The organism is Streptomyces sp. NPDC055632 (assembly GCF_053618675.1).
Map to the genome: position 1 here is coordinate 82,104 of NZ_JBSHHY010000003.1, position 16,243 is coordinate 98,346.

Here is a 16,243-nt window from a genome sequence, read left to right on the forward strand (position 1 = left end):
AGTGAGCGGGACATGATCATCGGGGTGGGGATCGACGTGGCGGAGATCGACCGGTTCGCCGCGTCGATCGAGCGGACGCCGGGGCTCCTCGACCGGCTCTTCGTCGAGGACGAGCTGCTGCTCCCCAGCGGCGAGCGGCGAGGGGTCGCCTCCCTCGCCGTGCGCTTCGCCGCGAAGGAGGCCCTGGCGAAGGCGCTCGGCGCGCCAGCCGGACTGCTCTGGACGGACGCCGAGGTGTACGTCGAGGAGACCGGGCAGCCGCGCCTGCGGGTGCGGGGATCGGTGGAGGCCCGGGCGGTGAAGCTGGGCGTGCGGCACTGGCACGTGTCGCTGAGCCACGACGCGGGGGTGGCGTCGGCGGTGGTGATCGCGGAGGGGTGAGCGGTACGACCCGGGGCCCGGCCGTTCGGAAACGGCCGGGCCCCGGGACGTGTGGCGCGCGCGGCTGCCAGGGCCGGCGACAGGATGTGTGTACCGCGCGCGTGCGGAGTGGTGTGACGCCATCCGACCTACTTAGGTAAGCCTAAGCTAAGTTGAACGGCGGACGATGTCAACCCTCCTCCGGGCGGGCCCCTTCCGGGCGGTCCTCTTCCGGGCGGCCCTCCGCCGCCTGCGGCAGACTGCTGGACATGCGTACCGCTTACCGCGTGGAGACCGTCCGGGCCGCCGAGGCCGCCCTCATGGCCCGCCTCCCGGAGGGCGCCCTCATGGGCAGGGCCGCCGCCGGACTCGCCGCCGCCTGCTGCTCGCTGCTCGGGAAGGGGCGGGTGTACGGGTCCCGGGTCGTCCTCCTCGTCGGGAGCGGCGACAACGGCGGCGACGCGCTGTACGCCGGGGCCCGGCTCGCCCGGCGCGGCGCGGGCGTGACCGCCGTGCTGCTCGGCGCGCGCGCCCACGAGGGCGGGCTCGCGGCGCTCCGGGCGGCGGGCGGGCGGATCGCTGACGACCCGTTCGAGCCGCTGGCCGGCGCCGACCTCGTCCTCGACGGGATCACCGGCATCGGCGGGCGCGGCGGGCTGCGGCCCGACGCCGTCCCCGTCGCCCGGGCCGCGCGCGGCTCCGACGCCGTCGTCGTCGCCGTCGACCTGCCCAGCGGCGTCGACGCCGACACCGGGGAGGTCGCCGGGGAGGCGCTGCGGGCCGACGTCACGGTCACCTTCGGGACCTACAAGCCGGGACTGCTCGTCGACCCGGCGCACGAGTACGCGGGTGCGCTGCGGCTCGTGGACATCGGGCTCGGCGCGGTCCTGCCGGGGGTGCCGGACCTGGAGGCGCTCCAGCACGAGGACGTGGCGCGGCTGCTGCCGGTGCCGGGCGCCGAGAGCGACAAGTACCGGCGCGGGGTCGTCGGCGTCGTCGCCGGCTCGGCCCGCTACCCCGGTGCCGCCGTCCTCGCCGTGACCGGGGCGCTGCGGGGCGGGGCGGGGGCCGTGCGGTACGTCGGGGCCGGCGGGGACGCGGTGCTCGCCGCGCACCCCGAGACCTTGGTGCACCCCTGGCCGCCGCAGAAGGCCGGGCGGGTCCAGGCGTGGGTCGTCGGGCCGGGACTCGGAGAGGCGCCCGGGGCGCGGGAGGCGGTCGCGGACGTCCTCGCCTCGGACGTGCCGGTCCTGGTCGACGCGGACGGGCTGCGGGGGCTCGACCCGGCGGTCGTACGGGGCCGGGGCGCCTCCACCCTCCTCACCCCGCACGCGGGCGAGGCGGCGGCGCTGCTCTCCGTCCCCCGGGAGGAGGTCGAGGCGGGGCGGCTCGCGGCGGTCCGCGAACTGGCGGACCGCTTCGGCGCGACGGTCCTCCTCAAGGGCTCCACGACGCTGGTGTGCGGGGACGCCGGTCCCGTACGGGTGAACCCGACCGGGACGTCCTGGCTCGCCACCGCCGGGAGCGGCGACGTCCTCTCCGGCCTGGCGGGCTCGCTGCTCGCGGCGGGCCTGCCGCCCGTCGACGCGGCCTCCTGCGCGGCCTACCTCCACGGCCTCGCCGCCCGCCGCGCCTCGTCGGGGACGGCCCCGGTGACGGCGACGGAGGTGGCGGGGGCGCTGCGGGGGGCGTGGGAGGACGTGCGGGCGCCGGTGTAGGGGCCGGTTCCTTTCCCCCACCCCGCCCCTTCCCGAAACCCTGCCGGGGGCGGGCGGGTGGTGCGGGTGGATCTCTCCCGGGGGCTCCGCCCCCGGGGCCCCCGCTCCCGCGCCCGCAGCCCGCTCGCCCCCGGCGACCCGCTCCCGCACCCCGTAACCCGCCCCTCTCAACCCGCTCCGAAGCGCACCCCCTTCGCCGACTCGCCCGGGTTCGCGGTGGAACGTTCCTGTTCGTTCCTGTGGTCGGCGGGCGTGTCGGACCGGTCGGCGGGCGGGGGTCGCTCATAAGGGTGACCGGGGCTACAGCCCGGGAAAGCGGCGCCGGGGGCGTACCTGAGAGACTGGGCGCGATGACTGAGACACCGCCGCCCCGCAGAGCCCGCGCCGAGATCGACCTCGGCGCGCTGCGTGCGAACGTCCGCACGCTGCGCGCCCGCGTCGCCCCCCACGTCCGGATCATGGCCGTGGTCAAGGCCGACGCGTACGGACACGGCGCCCTGCGCTGTGCCCGCGCCGCCCTGGAGGCGGGGGCGGACTGGCTCGGCACGGCCACCCCGCACGAGGCGCTCGCGCTGCGGGCCGCCGGGATCACGGACGTTCCCGTCATGTGCTGGCTCTGGACCCCCGGCGACCCCTGGGACCGGGGCATCGAGGCCGGGCTCGACATGTCCGTCAGCGGGATGTGGGCCCTGCGGGAGGTCGTCGCGGCGGCCCGGGCCACCGGGAAGAGCGCGCGCGTGCAGCTCAAGGCCGACACCGGTCTCGGCCGCAACGGCTGCCAGCCCGCCGACTGGCCCGAGCTCGTCGGGGAGGCGCTGAAGGCCGAGGCCGAGGGGCTGCTCAAGGTCACCGGGCTCTGGTCGCACTTCGCCTGCGCCGACGAGCCCCACCACCCCTCCATCGCCGCCCAGCTCGACGTCTTCCGCTCGATGCTCGACTACGCCGAGAAGGCCGGCGTCGATCCCGAGGTCCGGCACATCGCCAACTCGCCGGCCACCCTCACCCTCCCCGAGGCCCACTTCGACCTCGTCCGGCCCGGCATCGCCGTCTACGGCATCTCGCCCAGCCCCGAGCTCGGCACCGCCGCCGAACTCGGCCTGCGGCCCGTCATGTCGCTCAAGGCGAGCGTCGCGCTCGTCAAGCAGGTCCCGGCCGGACACGGCGTCAGCTACGGGCACCACTACGTCACCGACGGCGAGACCACCCTCGGACTCGTGCCCCTCGGATACGCCGACGGCGTCCCCCGGCACGCCTCCGGCCGCGGCCCCGTCCTCGTCGGGGACACCGTCCGCACGGTCGCCGGCCGCGTCGCCATGGACCAGTTCGTGCTCGACCTCGGCGGGGAGACCCCCGAGCCCGGCACCGAGGCCGTGCTCTTCGGCCCCGGCGACCGGGGCGAACCGACCGCCGAGGACTGGGCGGTGGCCGCCGACACCATCGCGTACGAGATCGTCACCCGGATCGGGGCGCGCGTCCCGCGCGTCTACCCGGGCGAATGAGGAGGAACGGCCGTGGGGGAGTCCACTAGTGGCGGCACCTGGCGCCGCGCCGGTTTCGCCGGCGCCGCGATAGGCGTCCTGGCGGCCGGAGCCGCCGCCGGGGTCGCCGTCGAACGGCTCACCGTCGGCCGTTCCGTACGCCAGAAGGCACGGCTCGCCCTGGACGCCGCCGGACCCTACGGCGGGCTCCGCGGCACCCCCGGCCGCGCCCTCGCCGACGACGGGACCGTCCTCTACTACGAGGTGGACGAGGTCGGCGGAGCCGAGCCCGATCCCTCCGGAGCCCGGCTCCGGCGCCTCTTCGGGCGCCGCAGACCCGCCCCCGTCACCGTCGTCTTCAGCCACGGCTACTGCCTCAACCAGGACTCCTGGCACTTCCAGCGGGCCGCCCTGCGCGGTCTCGTGCGGACCGTCCACTGGGACCAGCGCAGCCACGGGCGTTCGGGCCAGGGCGTCGCCCAGGCCGGACCCGGCGCCGTCCCCGTCTCCATCGACCAGCTCGGCCGCGACCTCAAGGCCGTCGTCGACGTCGCCGCCCCCGAGGGCCCCCTCGTCCTCGTCGGGCACTCCATGGGCGGCATGACGGTGATGGCGTTCGCCGAGCAGTACCCGGAGCTGATGCGCGACCGCGTCGTCGGCGTCGCCTTCGTCGGCACCTCCGCCGGAAAGCTGAACGAGGTGACGTACGGACTGCCCGTCATGGGCGTCAACGCCGTCCGGCGGATCCTGCCGGGCGTCCTGCGGACCCTCGGCGCCCAGGCGGAGCTGGTCGAGCGCGGCCGCCGGGCGACGGCCGACCTCTTCGCCGGGCTCGTCAAGAAGTACTCGTTCGCCTCGAAGGACGTGGACCCGGCGGTCGCCCGCTTCGCCGAGCGGATGATCGAGTCCACCCCCATCGACGTCGTCGCCGCCTTCTACCCGGCCTTCGCGGAGCACGACAAGTCCGCCGCCCTGCCCGCCCTCCGCGGCCTGCCGGTGCTCGCGCTCGCCGGGGACCGCGACCTCGTCACCCCCAGCTCCCACACCGAGGCCATCGCCGCCCTCCTGCCCGGCGCCGAGCTGGTGATCGTCCCGGACGGCGGCCACCTGGTGATGCTGGAGCACCCGGAGGCCGTCACCGACCGCCTCGCCGACCTGCTCGTACGGGCCGGGGCCGTGCCGGAGCCGACGACGGCGAGGACGGAGCCCGGAAAAAGCTAGATTGGCGGTATGGAAGCAGCGCACCCGCCCGTACCCTCCGCACCCGCCGGCACCACGCCCGTCTCCGAGGCCACCCTCTCCGTCGACTCCCCGGAGCGGATGCAGGAGCTGGGCCGCCGGCTCGCCGGGGTGCTCCGCCCCGGCGACCTCGTCATGCTCACCGGCGAGCTCGGCGCCGGGAAGACCACCCTCACCCGCGGCCTCGGCGAGGGGCTCGGGGTGCGCGGCGCCGTCACCTCCCCGACCTTCGTCATCGCCCGCGTCCACCCGTCCCTGGTCGGCGGCCCGGCCCTGGTCCACGTCGACGCGTACCGCCTCGGCGGCGGGCTCGACGAGATGGAGGACCTCGACCTGGACGTCTCGCTGCCCGAGTCCGTCGTGGTCGTGGAGTGGGGCGACGGCAAGGTCGAGGAGCTGACCGACGACCGGCTGCACGTCCTGATCCACCGCGTCACCGGCGACACCGACGACGACCGGCGCACGGTCCTGCTGCGCGGTGTCGGGGAGCGCTGGGCGGGGGAGGAGCTGGGCGCGCTCTGACCCTCCCCGTCCCGGAGCCGGGCGCGCTCCGACCCTTCCCGTCCCGCTCTCCACGTATGTTCCGACAACGTGTCGGCAAAATGTTGCGTGGGCCGTGCGCTCCGTGGTCCCATGGACGCACGAGCTGGTTAGGTGTACCTAACCTACGGGAGGCAGGCATGGCGGCGCCAGAGCGCGTGGAACCCGGTCGGGAGCACGTCACGATGAGTGAGCTGCTGGCGTCCTGCGTGGCCGCCCGCGCCCTGTCGACCCCGCCGAGACCACGGCCCGAGGACGACGCGCGGGAGCGGGACGCCGGGTACGGCGCGTACGGGCGGGCCGAGGAGGACGAGGCCGCCTAGGGCCACGAGGCCACCCGGGGCGTGTCCGGCGGATCATGGCCGGGGCCGGATCCGAAGGGCGGGCCCGGGCCGTGCGGCCGGGGCTCAGGGGACGACGACGACCTTCGTGCCGATCACCGCGAACGTCCACAGCGCGTCCCCGTCGGCCCGCTTCATGCGGACGCCGCCGGTCTTCTTCGCCGGGTCCGGCTCCGGCATCGAGCCGTCCACCGCCGCGCTGAAGCCGACCGCCACGTCCTGGGTCGTCGCGAACCGCACCACGTGCTCGATCCGCACCCCGTCCGAGCCGCGCACCGTGCCCGACCGCGAGGTCACCGCGTACGCGCCCGGCGGCGGGGACACCGTGCTCGGCATCACCGTGAACGTGCGGGTGGCCTTGCCGCTGCCGCTCACCAGCCACACCCGGCGGTCGGCGAGGCCGTACACGACCCGCTCCCCGGTGCCCGAGGCCGCGGGGACGGCGAGGGGGTCGCGCTCCGGCTGCTTCGGGCCGCCGCTCGGGGAGGTCGAGGGGGCCGCCGGGCTCGGGGCCTTCGGCTTGGCCGAGAGGTCCGAGGGGACGTTCGCCGAGGCCTGGTAGGCGAGGAAACAGACCGCGGCGACCGCCGCGGCCGTGAGCCCGGCCACGAATCCCGAGCTGCTCCGTGCCACCGTGCCCACCTCTCGTACGAATGTGTCGAAGGGTGACGGTAGCAGCCGCCGCCCCGGGGTTCGGGGCAGCGTGCCCGGGAGCCGTAGGCTGTTCGCGTGCTGTTGCTCGCCATGGATACCGCCACCCCCGCCGTCACCGTCGCCCTCCACGACGGCGAGGCCGTCGTCGCCTCGTCGAGCCGGGTCGACGCCCGCCGTCACGGGGAGCTGCTGCTGCCCGCCGTCGACCGGGTCCTCGCCGAGGCCGGACTGAAGCTCGACGCGGTCACCGGCGTCGTCGTCGGCGTCGGCCCCGGCCCGTACACCGGCCTGCGCGTCGGCCTCGTCACCGCCGCCGCCTTCTCGTCCGCGCTCGGCGTGCCCGTGCACGGCCTGTGCACCCTCGACGGCCTCGCGTACGCCTCCGGGATCGACGGGCCCTTCGCCGTCGCCACGGACGCGCGCCGCAAGGAGGTCTACTGGGCGCGGTACGACGACTCCCGCACCCGCGCGACCGACGCGGCCGTCGACCGGCCCGCCGACATCGCCGAAGCCCTCGCCGGGCTCCCGGTCGTCGGCGCGGGCGCCCGTCTCTACCCCGAGGCCTTCCCCGACGCCCGCGACCCCGAGCACCAGTCGGCCGCCGCGCTCGCCGCCCTCGCGGCGGAGAGGCTGAAGGCGGGGAACACCGAGGGCTTCCTCGACCCGCTGCCGATGTACCTGCGCCGCCCCGACGCCCAGGTGCCGAAGAACTACAAGGTGGTCACGCCCAAGTGACCGGCGGCGCGGAACTGCGCGAGATGCGCTGGTGGGACATCGAACCGGTGCTCGCCCTGGAGGACGAGCTGTTCCCCGAGGACGCCTGGTCGGCCGGGATGTTCTGGTCCGAGCTCGCGCACTCCCGGGGCCCGGGCGCCACCCGCCGGTACGTCGTCGCGGAGGACCCCGGCGGCCGGCTCGTCGGGTACGCCGGGCTCGCCGCCGCCGGCGGCCTCGGCGACGTGCAGACCATCGCCGTCTCCCGCGACCAGTGGGGCACCGGGCTCGGCGCCCGGCTCCTCACCGACCTGCTCCAGCACGCCACCGCCTTCGAGTGCGACGAGGTCCTGCTCGAAGTGCGCGTGGACAACACCCGGGCCCAGAAGCTCTACGAGCGCTTCGGCTTCGAGCCCATCGGTTTCCGGCGCGGCTACTACCAGCCCGGAAACGTCGACGCGCTCGTGATGCGACTGACCGTCCAAGGAACCGGAACCGATATCTGATGGCTGCTGACGAACCCCTGGTGCTCGGCATCGAGACCTCCTGCGACGAGACCGGCGTCGGCATCGTCCACGGGACCACCCTCCTCGCGGACGCGATCGCCTCCAGCGTCGACACCCACGCCCGCTTCGGCGGCGTCGTGCCCGAGATCGCCTCCCGCGCGCACCTGGAGGCGATGGTCCCGACGATCGAGCGCGCCCTGAAGACCGCCGGGGTCTCCGCGAAGGACCTCGACGGCATCGCCGTCACCGCCGGACCCGGCCTCGCGGGCGCGCTGCTCGTCGGCGTCTCGGCGGCCAAGGCGTACGCCTACGCCCTCGGCAAGCCGCTCTACGGCGTCAACCACCTGGCCTCGCACATCTGCGTCGACCAGCTGGAGCACGGCAGGCTGCCCGAGCCGACGATGGCCCTCCTGGTCTCCGGCGGGCACTCCTCGCTGCTGCTCTCCACCGACATCACCTCCGACGTGCGGCCGATGGGCGCCACCATCGACGACGCGGCCGGCGAGGCCTTCGACAAGATCGCCCGCGTGCTCGACCTCGGCTTCCCCGGCGGACCGGTCATCGACCGGCTCGCCAGGGAGGGCGACCCGAAGGCCATCGCCTTCCCGCGCGGCCTGAGCGGCGCCAAGGACCCGGCGTACGACTTCTCCTTCTCCGGGCTCAAGACCGCCGTGGCCCGCTGGATCGAGGCGAAGAGGGCGGCCGGCGAGGAGGTGCCGGTGCGGGACGTGGCCGCGTCCTTCCAGGAGGCGGTCGTGGACGTGCTCACCCGCAAGGCCGTCCGGGCCTGCAAGGACGAGGGCGTCGACCACCTGATGATCGGCGGCGGCGTGGCCGCGAACTCGCGGCTGCGCGCCCTCGCCCAGGAGCGCTGCGAGCGCGCCGGGATCCGGCTGCGGGTGCCCCGGCCGGGCCTGTGCACGGACAACGGCGCGATGGTCGCGGCCCTCGGCTCCGAGATGGTCTCCCGGGGCCGGGCCGCCTCCGACCTGGAGCTGTCGGCGGACTCCTCGCTGCCGGTGACGGACCCGCACGTGCCGGGCGCCCACGCGCACGGCCACTCCCACGACCACGATCACGTGCACGAGGTCAGCAAGGAGAACCTGTACTCGTGAGGCTCACCCTCATGTGGGAGGCGCGGGCCGCGCGGGGCCGGGGCCCCGAGCTCCTGGAGTGGGCCCGGGAACGGTCCCGGGTCCTCGCGTACGAGCCGGAGCGCCGGGAGGTCTTCCGCGCGCCCCAGGACCGGGTCCTCGTCCTCACCTGGTGGGAGGCGGAGGCGTTCGACGCGGAGCTGCCGGAGCTGCCCGAGCCGGACGCGGAGCTGATCACCCGGCCGGTCCACCGCTGGCGGTTCGAGGCGGTCGAGTAGCCGTACGGACGGATGTCCGATCGGTCACACGTGCGGCCGTCGGGCAACCTTTCGGGGCGTACGGGCATCTCCCGGCGCGTGAAGAAGACGATCGCGCTCCGGGCGGCGCTGACCGCCGCGGCCCTCCTGGTGACCGGCTGCACGGCGGAGCGCCCCGCCGCCCCCGCGCCCACCCCGGCCCCGCCGACGTCGTCCGCGCCCCGGCCCACCGCCGGGACCGGGGCCCCGGGCGCTCCGGCGGAGGCCGCCGCGTACCGCAAGTGGGGCCTGAAGCCCTTCGCGGCCCCGCCCGCGCCGCCGGCGGTGAAGCCGGTGGTCCGCAGGGCCGGTGAGCCGGTGCCGGTGATCAGCGACGTCCCCACCGACGAGAAGATCGTCTTCCTCACGATCGACGACGGGGCGGAGAAGGACCCCGAGTTCGTCACGATGATGAAGGAGCTCAAGGTCCCCTTCACCATGTTCCTGACCGACTCCGCCATCCGCACCGACTACGCCTACTTCTCCCCGCTCGTCGCCCAGGGCCACGGCGTCGCCAACCACACCCTCACCCACCCCAACCTGCGCACCCTCTCCCCGGAGGCCCAGCGCCGGGAGATCTGCGGCCAGCAGGAGAAGCTGAAGCAGCGGTACGGCACGGCCCCGCGCCTCTTCCGCCCGCCGTACGGCAACTGGAACGAGGCCACGCGCACGGCGGCCGGGACCTGCGGGGTGGACGCGATCGTGCTGTGGCGCGAGTCCATGCAGATCCAGAACATGCAGTACCAGCGCGGCGACCGGAAGCTCCACCCCGGCGACATCGTCCTCGCCCACTTCCGCGGCCCGTCCGAGCTCAAGGGCCGCACGATGACCGAGATGACGGCCACGATGCTCCGCCGCATCCAGGAGCAGGGCTTCACGGTGGCCCGGCTGGAGGACTACGTCTGAGGGCGAGGGCCCCTCGGGCGGCACCCCTAGAGTGTTGGGCATGTCCATGCGCGCCCCGCTGCCCCCGCCGCCTCCGCCCGCCGAGATCCGGAGCTGGCCCGACCGGGACGCGCGGATCGCCGACCGGGCGCGGGCGCTGGGCGAGTTGGGGCGGCGGCTGCTCGGCCCCGGGCGGCTCGCGATGTTCCTGGTGGCGTTCGGGCTGCTCCAGCTGGGATGGGGGCTGATCGGGGTGCTGCTCGTCTCGCTCGGCGATCCCCTCGACGTGATCAGCGTGTTCATCGTGCTCTTCGCGGCGGGGCTCGGCATCGGGGTGCTGGCCCCCGGGGTGTGGCTGACCGTGCGCGGGCTGCGGCGCGACCGGATCCTCCGGGAACGCCTCGTCCAGTGGGCGGCCCTCGACCGGCACGGCCCGACCGACGCCCGGCTGCGCGCCCCCGCCCTGAGCGCCTGCTGGCTGGTGCTGTCCTTCGTGATGTGCGCGGCCGGGCTCTGGGCGGGCTTCGCCGTCCCGGCGGGCACCACCCGGGACAACGGCGGCTACGGCCTCGTCGCCTACGGCATGGGCGTCGCCCTGATCCTCTGGACCACGGGCCTCACCGGCCTGCTGAAGGCCGTCGGCCACTACCGGTTCGCGGTGCGGCTCACCGCTCCCCGGCCGGCCGGGCGGGACGGCCGATCAGCATCGTCGGAGCACCCGCGACCCGAGTGAGCAGCACCGTCGCCGCGTTCGGGCCCTTCGGCTTCACCTTGCGCCGGATCTCCTCCGGTTCGACCGCCGAGCCCCGCTTCTTCACGGTCAGGGTGCCGACCTCCCGCTCCCGCAGCAGCGCCTTCAACCTCTTCAGGTTGAAGGGGAGTTCGTCGGTGATCTCGTACGCGGCGGCGTACGGGGTGGGGGCCAGGACGTCCGAGGTCACGTACGCGATCGTCTCGTCGATCAGACCGCCGTCCAGCTCCTCGGCCGCCTCCGCCACCAGGTGCGCGCGGATCACCGCGCCGTCCGGCTCGTACAGATAGCGTCCGACCGGCCGGACCGCCGGGTCGGGCAGTCCGCGCCCGGCGAGGGTCGCGCCGGAGGGCAGCAGCGTGGCCCGGCGCGCGCCCGGCTCCGTACCGAACCACAGCACGGCCTCCTTCACGTCCCCGCCGTCCGAGATCCACTCGGCCTCGGCCTCCGCCGGAACGGCCTCGTGCGGAATGCCCGGCGCCACCTTCAGGGCCGCGTGCGGGGCCTTCCGGGCCGCCTCGGCCGCCCAGGACAGCGGCGGCGAGTACGCCTCCGGGTCGAAGATCCTGCCCCGGCCGCCACGCCGCGCCGGGTCCACGAACACCGCGTCGTACGGGCTCGTGTCGATCTCCGTCACGTCCGCGCACCGCACCTCGATCAGGCCGGACAGGCCGAGCGCCTCGGCGTTGGCGCGGACCGCCTCGGCGGTCAGCGGGTCGCGGTCGACGGCGAGGACGGAGATCCCGGCGCGGGCCAGGGCGATCGCGTCGCCGCCGATCCCGGAGCACAGGTCCGCCACGCTGCCGACGCCCAGCGCCTTCATCCGGCCGGCCCGGTACGCGCCGACCGAGGCCCGGGTCGACTGCTCGACGCCGTTCGGCGTGAAGTACATCCGGTACGCGTCCTCCGCGCCGAACTTCGCCACCGCCCGCTGCCGCAGCCGCGCCTGGCCGAGCGCCGCCGTGACCAGCTCGGCGGGATGGTCGCGGCGCAGCCGGGAGGCGACCGCCAGCTCCCGGGCGGGGTCGTAGTCGCGCAGGGCGGCGAGGAGCGTCTGCCCCTCGGGGGCGAGCAGGGCGGCGAAGGAGGCGAGGTCGGTCACCCGTCCCATTCTGGCCCCTGTCCCGGTCCCCCGGTCCTGGCCCCTGTCCCGGCCCCCCGGTTCTGGGCCCTGTCCCGACCTCCGGGGAGCTGTGGGCCGGCCGGGGGACGGTGGGCCGGGTACGGCGGTGTCGCGGCCGGAAGGAGCCGCCGCGCTGACAGGATGCGGCGCCATGCAGCTTGTACGACAAAAGGAACAGAAGATGAGAAAAGGCGTGCACCGCTCCCGTCGGGCGTCCGGGGCGGCGCTCGTCGTCGCCGCCCTCGCCTCCGCCGCCGCGGCCTGCTCCGGCGCCGGCCCGGACCGCGCCGCACCGCCTTCCCCCGCCTCCGGCCAGCAGGCCCCGAAGCAGGGCGCCGCCGCGCCCGAACCGCAGGTCCGGAAGGCCGAGGAGCTGCGCGTCCGGAAGGCCGCCCGCGCGCTCGCCGCCAAGAAGTGGGGCCTCGCCAAGCCCCCGCTCGAAGCGCCGGCCCCGCCCGCCGTGAAGCCGAGGATCACCACCCGCAAGGGCTTCGAGACGAAGAGCGAGGGCATGCCGCCCGTCTTCACCACCGTGCCGACCAAGGAGAAGGTCGTCTTCCTGACGATCGACGACGGCTCGGAGAAGGACCCCGAGCTGCTGCGGATGATGGACGAGCTGAAGATCCCGTACAGCGCCTTCCTCAGCGACTACGTCGTCAGCGACGACTACGCCTACTTCTCCCGGATGCAGAAGTCGCAGAAGGGCGGGGTCGCCCTCCACAACCACACCCTGAACCACCGCTACCTGCCCGGACTCTCGTACAGCCGGCAGGAGCGCGAGATCTGCGGCATGCAGGACGTCATCGAGAAGAAGTACGGCAAGCGGCCCGAACTCTTCCGCCCGCCGTACGGCAACTACAACGACGACACCCTGCGCGCGGCCAAGTCCTGCGGCGTCAAGGCCGTCCCGCTGTGGGCCGCCGAGGCCTTCCCCGACCGCATGGAGTGGCGCGAGTGGGATCGGGACCTGCACCCCGGCGACATCGTCCTCACCCACTTCCGGGGCGAGGAGGACTGGAAGGGCAGCATGGCCGACATGGTCCGCCATGTGATGAACGTGATCACGGCCAAGGGCTACGCGGTCGCGAAGCTCGAGGACTACGTGTGAGACCCGGGAGGCGCGGGCGGCGGCGGGCCGCCGCCCTGGCCCTGGCCGGAACGCTGCTCGTCCTCCCGGCCCTCGCCGGCTGCGCCTCCTCGGCCGACCCGGTCGACTCGATCGAACGGCTCGGCCGGAGGGCTGCGGAGGGGGTGGGGTCCCGGGCGTCGGCGCCACCGGCGGAAAGGGCGACGGGGGAGCGGGAGCGGGTCGGACGGGGCACGGTGGAGGGAGGGCCGGCCGAACGGGAGCGGGTCGGACGGGCCACGGTGGAGGGAAGGCCGGTCGAACGGGCGGGCGTACGGACCGCGGACCGGGAAGGGAGACGCTGCCGGAAGGCCCCGGAACCCCGTACAACCGCGCCCCCGGTCACGCCACGGAGCGATGAATTGGCACTCCGCTTGACCGAGTGCTAATCGCGGTCATAGTCTCGGCTCTGGCACTCCCCACCGGAGAGTGCCAACACAGCGACGGGCAGGTCCGGCACCCGCGACGACGGATCCACCTGGTTCGCCACCTCAGACAGTCAACCCCGTGATCTCCGAAGGGGGAGGTCGGATCGTGACGACCACCAGCTCCAAGGTTGCCATCAAGCCGCTCGAGGACCGCATCGTGGTCCAGCCGCTCGACGCCGAGCAGACCACCGCCTCTGGCCTGGTCATCCCGGACACCGCCAAGGAGAAGCCCCAGGAGGGCGTCGTCCTGGCCGTGGGCCCGGGCCGCTTCGAGAACGGCGAGCGCCTGCCGCTCGACGTCAAGACCGGCGACGTCGTGCTCTACAGCAAGTACGGCGGCACCGAGGTGAAGTACAACGGCGAGGAGTACCTCGTCCTCTCGGCCCGCGACGTGCTCGCGATCGTCGAGAAGTAAGTCACCCCAGGCCAGAAGGCTTTGAGCTGCGCCCCGAGGCCCCATTCCTGGGCGCCCCGGGGCGCCGTTCGTTCCACCAGAATTCCGAGAGGGCTGAACCGCTCCCATGGCGAAGATCCTGAAGTTCGACGAGGACGCCCGTCGCGCCCTTGAGCGCGGCGTCAACAAGCTTGCCGACACGGTGAAGGTGACGATCGGCCCCAAGGGCCGCAACGTCGTCATCGACAAGAAGTTCGGCGCCCCCACCATCACCAACGACGGTGTCACGATCGCCCGCGAGGTCGAGATCGAGGACCCGTACGAGAACCTCGGCGCCCAGCTGGTGAAGGAGGTGGCGACCAAGACCAACGACATCGCGGGTGACGGCACCACCACCGCCACCGTGCTCGCCCAGGCCCTGGTCCGCGAGGGTCTGCGCAACGTCGCCGCCGGCGCCTCCCCGGCCGCCCTGAAGAAGGGCATCGACGCCGCCGTCAAGGCCGTGTCCGAGGAGCTCCTCGCCACCGCGCGCCCGATCGAGGACAAGTCCGACATCGCTGCCGTCGCCGCGCTCTCCGCGCAGGACCAGCAGGTCGGCGAGCTCATCGCCGAGGCGATGGACAAGGTCGGCAAGGACGGCGTCATCACCGTCGAGGAGTCCAACACCTTCGGCCTGGAGCTCGACTTCACCGAGGGCATGGCCTTCGACAAGGGCTACCTGTCCCCGTACATGGTGACCGACCAGGAGCGCATGGAGGCCGTCCTCGACGACCCGTACATCCTGATCAACCAGGGCAAGATCTCCTCGATCCAGGACCTGCTGCCCATCCTGGAGAAGGTCATCCAGGCCGGCGCCGGCAAGCCGCTCCTGATCATCGCCGAGGACGTCGAGGGCGAGGCCCTGTCGACCCTGGTCGTGAACAAGATCCGCGGCACCTTCAACGCCGTGGCCGTCAAGGCCCCCGGCTTCGGCGACCGCCGCAAGGCCATGCTCGGCGACATCGCCACCCTCACCGGTGCGACCGTCATCGCCGAGGAGGTCGGCCTCAAGCTCGACCAGGCCGGCCTGGACGTGCTCGGCACCGCCCGCCGCGTCACCATCACCAAGGACGACACCACCATCGTCGACGGTGGCGGCGACTCGTCCGAGGTGCAGGGCCGCGTCAACCAGATCAAGGCCGAGATCGAGTCCACGGACTCCGACTGGGACCGCGAGAAGCTCCAGGAGCGCCTCGCGAAGCTGGCCGGCGGCGTGTGCGTGATCAAGGTCGGCGCCGCCACCGAGGTGGAGCTGAAGGAGAAGAAGCACCGTCTGGAGGACGCCATCTCCGCGACCCGCGCCGCGGTCGAGGAGGGCATCGTCTCCGGTGGTGGCTCCGCGCTCGTCCACGCCGTCAAGGTCCTGGAGGGCAACCTCGACAAGACCGGCGACGAGGCCACGGGTGTCGCGGTCGTCCGCCGCGCCGCCGTCGAGCCGCTGCGCTGGATCGCCGAGAACGCCGGTCTCGAGGGCTACGTCATCACCTCGAAGGTGGCGGAGCTCGACAAGGGCCAGGGCTTCAACGCCGCGACCGGCGAGTACGGCGACCTGGTCAAGGCCGGCGTCATCGACCCGGTGAAGGTGACGCGCTCCGCCCTGGAGAACGCCGCCTCGATCGCCTCCCTCCTCCTCACCACCGAGACCCTCGTGGTGGAGAAGAAGGAAGAGGAGCCGGCGGACCACGGCCACGGCCACGGTCACGGCCACTCGCACTGAGGCCGGTAGCTGAGCACCGAGGCCCGGTGCCCCCGTCGCGGGGGCACCGGGCCTCGGCGTTTCTCCTCGCTCCTCGACCGCTCCTCGGCGTTCCCCCTACCCCTTACTCCTCCACCGCTCCGAGCCGCTCCATCAGCCCGAGCATGTCGTACTGCCACCAGTCCTCGACGACCTTGCCGTCCTCCCGGAACCGCTGGATCAGCGTCCCGGTCATCCGGACGTCGATGCCGGTGGGCTGGAGGCCCATGAAGTCGCCGGTGTGGGTGGCGTCGCAGGTCCAGCGGGTGCAGACGCGGTCGCCCTCGGCGATCTGGTCCTCGACGGCGAAGGTGAAGTCGAACCCCTGCCGCCACATCCCGATCCCGCGGCGGATCGCGTCCATGCCGAGGGAGTCCTGCACGTCGGAGGGGTCGTGGCTGTGGCACCCCTCGGCGATCACCTCGTCCAGCGGCGGAAGCTCCCCCGGCGTGCCGATCAGCTCCAGGAACCGGCGTGCGGCGGCCTTGTACATCTGCTCGTCCCGCACGACGTCCAGGTCCGTGAAGGTCGGCATCCCGTCGCAGAGCGCGACCATCTCGTGGAAGAGCCGGTCGGTCTCGGGGAGGTGGGAGTTCCGCATCGCCACGTCGTACGAGGGGAACTCGACGATCTCCATGAAGTGGGCCCCGTCGGACCGGTCCTTCCCGAGGATGCTGTGGGTGGCCGTCCGCTTCCCCTTGGTCTGCTCGGCCCACCGGTCCATGAGCCGGTTCATCTCGTCGAAGCGGCTCGTCCTGCAGTCGATGATCTGCATGAAGGTCATGACGCCTCCCGGGGCGGCAGGGACGTTTCCAGTCTAGG

General features: G+C 73.8%; 18 protein-coding genes. 15 read left to right on the forward strand and 3 right to left on the reverse strand.

What is annotated here, in order from left to right; genetic code table 11:
• Nucleotides 1–12 precede the first annotated feature (12 nt).
• The 6 genes from ACWGSR_RS05635 (at nucleotide 13) to ACWGSR_RS05660 (ending at nucleotide 5,658) form a co-directional block, all read left to right on the forward strand.
• Nucleotides 13–381, forward strand: a complete 369-nt coding sequence (locus ACWGSR_RS05635; protein ID WP_453563748.1) for a holo-ACP synthase — start codon at nucleotides 13–15, stop codon at nucleotides 379–381.
• Between the two features lie 248 nt (nucleotides 382–629).
• The gene (locus ACWGSR_RS05640; protein ID WP_453563751.1) at nucleotides 630–2,078 is read left to right on the forward strand and encodes an NAD(P)H-hydrate dehydratase; all 1,449 of its coding nucleotides are present in this window, start codon (nucleotides 630–632) and stop codon (nucleotides 2,076–2,078) included.
• A gap of 350 nt (nucleotides 2,079–2,428) precedes the next feature.
• A complete protein-coding gene (gene alr, locus ACWGSR_RS05645) occupies nucleotides 2,429–3,577 on the forward strand; it encodes an alanine racemase (RefSeq protein ID WP_453563753.1) in 1,149 nt (382 codons plus the stop codon).
• A gap of 12 nt (nucleotides 3,578–3,589) precedes the next feature.
• Nucleotides 3,590–4,777, forward strand: a complete 1,188-nt coding sequence (locus ACWGSR_RS05650; protein ID WP_376232380.1) for an alpha/beta fold hydrolase — start codon at nucleotides 3,590–3,592, stop codon at nucleotides 4,775–4,777.
• 9 nt (nucleotides 4,778–4,786) lie between these two features.
• Nucleotides 4,787–5,317 carry a tRNA (adenosine(37)-N6)-threonylcarbamoyltransferase complex ATPase subunit type 1 TsaE gene (gene tsaE, locus ACWGSR_RS05655; RefSeq protein ID WP_376232378.1) on the forward strand — a complete coding sequence of 177 codons (531 nt, stop codon included), beginning with the start codon at nucleotides 4,787–4,789 and terminating at the stop codon, nucleotides 5,315–5,317.
• 203 nt (nucleotides 5,318–5,520) lie between these two features.
• Nucleotides 5,521–5,658, forward strand: coding sequence for a hypothetical protein (locus tag ACWGSR_RS05660; RefSeq protein ID WP_453563755.1), 138 nt, complete (start codon nucleotides 5,521–5,523; stop codon nucleotides 5,656–5,658).
• 84 nt (nucleotides 5,659–5,742) lie between these two features.
• Here ACWGSR_RS05660 and ACWGSR_RS05665 read toward each other — a convergent pair whose 3' ends face one another.
• Nucleotides 5,743–6,285 carry a hypothetical protein gene (locus ACWGSR_RS05665; RefSeq protein WP_376232420.1) on the reverse strand — a complete coding sequence of 181 codons (543 nt, stop codon included), beginning with the start codon at nucleotides 6,283–6,285 and terminating at the stop codon, nucleotides 5,743–5,745.
• Between the two features lie 120 nt (nucleotides 6,286–6,405).
• Here ACWGSR_RS05665 and tsaB point away from each other — a divergent pair, with 120 nt between their 5' ends.
• The 6 genes from tsaB (at nucleotide 6,406) to ACWGSR_RS05695 (ending at nucleotide 10,558) form a co-directional block, all read left to right on the forward strand.
• Nucleotides 6,406–7,065: a tRNA (adenosine(37)-N6)-threonylcarbamoyltransferase complex dimerization subunit type 1 TsaB gene (gene tsaB, locus ACWGSR_RS05670; protein ID WP_376232376.1), complete on the forward strand. Its 660-nt coding sequence runs from the start codon at nucleotides 6,406–6,408 to the stop codon at nucleotides 7,063–7,065.
• A gap of 23 nt (nucleotides 7,066–7,088) precedes the next feature.
• Nucleotides 7,089–7,550, forward strand: a complete 462-nt coding sequence (gene rimI / locus ACWGSR_RS05675) for a ribosomal protein S18-alanine N-acetyltransferase (RefSeq protein ID WP_376232419.1) — start codon at nucleotides 7,089–7,091, stop codon at nucleotides 7,548–7,550.
• The gene (tsaD, locus tag ACWGSR_RS05680) at nucleotides 7,550–8,665 is read left to right on the forward strand and encodes a tRNA (adenosine(37)-N6)-threonylcarbamoyltransferase complex transferase subunit TsaD (protein ID WP_376232375.1); all 1,116 of its coding nucleotides are present in this window, start codon (nucleotides 7,550–7,552) and stop codon (nucleotides 8,663–8,665) included. Before rimI ends, tsaD begins: the two co-directional genes overlap by 1 nt.
• A gap of 11 nt (nucleotides 8,666–8,676) precedes the next feature.
• A complete protein-coding gene (locus tag ACWGSR_RS05685; RefSeq protein ID WP_376232418.1) occupies nucleotides 8,677–8,922 on the forward strand; it encodes a hypothetical protein in 246 nt (81 codons plus the stop codon).
• Between the two features lie 78 nt (nucleotides 8,923–9,000).
• Nucleotides 9,001–9,846: a polysaccharide deacetylase family protein gene (locus ACWGSR_RS05690; protein WP_376232373.1), complete on the forward strand. Its 846-nt coding sequence runs from the start codon at nucleotides 9,001–9,003 to the stop codon at nucleotides 9,844–9,846.
• A gap of 40 nt (nucleotides 9,847–9,886) precedes the next feature.
• Entirely contained in the window at nucleotides 9,887–10,558 is a 672-nt protein-coding gene (locus tag ACWGSR_RS05695; RefSeq protein WP_376232371.1) for a hypothetical protein, read from the forward strand.
• On the opposite strand, the gene ACWGSR_RS05700 is transcribed toward ACWGSR_RS05695, so the two are convergent.
• On the reverse strand, nucleotides 10,491–11,687 hold the full coding sequence (locus ACWGSR_RS05700) for a THUMP-like domain-containing protein (RefSeq protein ID WP_376232370.1): 1,197 nt from the start codon (nucleotides 11,685–11,687) through the stop codon (nucleotides 10,491–10,493). The two genes, ACWGSR_RS05695 and ACWGSR_RS05700, sit on opposite strands and share 68 nt — an antisense overlap.
• A gap of 193 nt (nucleotides 11,688–11,880) precedes the next feature.
• Here ACWGSR_RS05700 and ACWGSR_RS05705 point away from each other — a divergent pair, with 193 nt between their 5' ends.
• The 3 genes from ACWGSR_RS05705 to groL all read left to right on the forward strand — a co-directional run bounded on the left by ACWGSR_RS05705 (nucleotide 11,881) and on the right by groL (nucleotide 15,403).
• Nucleotides 11,881–12,807: a polysaccharide deacetylase family protein gene (locus ACWGSR_RS05705; RefSeq protein ID WP_453563761.1), complete on the forward strand. Its 927-nt coding sequence runs from the start codon at nucleotides 11,881–11,883 to the stop codon at nucleotides 12,805–12,807.
• Nucleotides 12,808–13,359: 552 nt separating this feature from the next.
• Nucleotides 13,360–13,668, forward strand: a complete 309-nt coding sequence (gene groES, locus ACWGSR_RS05710) for a co-chaperone GroES (RefSeq protein WP_015035628.1) — start codon at nucleotides 13,360–13,362, stop codon at nucleotides 13,666–13,668.
• Nucleotides 13,669–13,774: 106 nt separating this feature from the next.
• The gene (gene groL, locus ACWGSR_RS05715; RefSeq protein WP_376232366.1) at nucleotides 13,775–15,403 is read left to right on the forward strand and encodes a chaperonin GroEL; all 1,629 of its coding nucleotides are present in this window, start codon (nucleotides 13,775–13,777) and stop codon (nucleotides 15,401–15,403) included.
• A gap of 103 nt (nucleotides 15,404–15,506) precedes the next feature.
• Here groL and ACWGSR_RS05720 read toward each other — a convergent pair whose 3' ends face one another.
• Nucleotides 15,507–16,205, reverse strand: coding sequence for an ester cyclase (locus tag ACWGSR_RS05720; protein WP_376232365.1), 699 nt, complete (start codon nucleotides 16,203–16,205; stop codon nucleotides 15,507–15,509).
• Nucleotides 16,206–16,243: the final 38 nt, after the last annotated feature.

Excerpts from the sequence above, each read along its gene's own strand:
- groL (WP_376232366.1), top strand. The coding sequence starts at position 13,775 with ATGGCGAAGATCCTGAAGTTCGACGAGGACGCCCGTCGCGCCCTTGAG.
- ACWGSR_RS05700 (WP_376232370.1), bottom strand. The coding sequence starts at position 11,687 with ATGGGACGGGTGACCGACCTCGCCTCCTTCGCCGCCCTGCTCGCCCCC.
- tsaD (WP_376232375.1), top strand. The coding sequence starts at position 7,550 with ATGGCTGCTGACGAACCCCTGGTGCTCGGCATCGAGACCTCCTGCGAC.
- ACWGSR_RS05695 (WP_376232371.1), top strand. The coding sequence starts at position 9,887 with ATGTCCATGCGCGCCCCGCTGCCCCCGCCGCCTCCGCCCGCCGAGATC.
- ACWGSR_RS05640 (WP_453563751.1), top strand. The coding sequence starts at position 630 with ATGCGTACCGCTTACCGCGTGGAGACCGTCCGGGCCGCCGAGGCCGCC.
- ACWGSR_RS05720 (WP_376232365.1), bottom strand. The coding sequence starts at position 16,205 with ATGACCTTCATGCAGATCATCGACTGCAGGACGAGCCGCTTCGACGAG.
- ACWGSR_RS05635 (WP_453563748.1), top strand. The coding sequence starts at position 13 with ATGATCATCGGGGTGGGGATCGACGTGGCGGAGATCGACCGGTTCGCC.
- rimI (WP_376232419.1), top strand. The coding sequence starts at position 7,089 with ATGCGCTGGTGGGACATCGAACCGGTGCTCGCCCTGGAGGACGAGCTG.
- ACWGSR_RS05660 (WP_453563755.1), top strand. The coding sequence starts at position 5,521 with ATGAGTGAGCTGCTGGCGTCCTGCGTGGCCGCCCGCGCCCTGTCGACC.
- ACWGSR_RS05685 (WP_376232418.1), top strand. The coding sequence starts at position 8,677 with ATGTGGGAGGCGCGGGCCGCGCGGGGCCGGGGCCCCGAGCTCCTGGAG.
- ACWGSR_RS05705 (WP_453563761.1), top strand. The coding sequence starts at position 11,881 with ATGAGAAAAGGCGTGCACCGCTCCCGTCGGGCGTCCGGGGCGGCGCTC.
- tsaE (WP_376232378.1), top strand. The coding sequence starts at position 4,787 with ATGGAAGCAGCGCACCCGCCCGTACCCTCCGCACCCGCCGGCACCACG.
- alr (WP_453563753.1), top strand. The coding sequence starts at position 2,429 with ATGACTGAGACACCGCCGCCCCGCAGAGCCCGCGCCGAGATCGACCTC.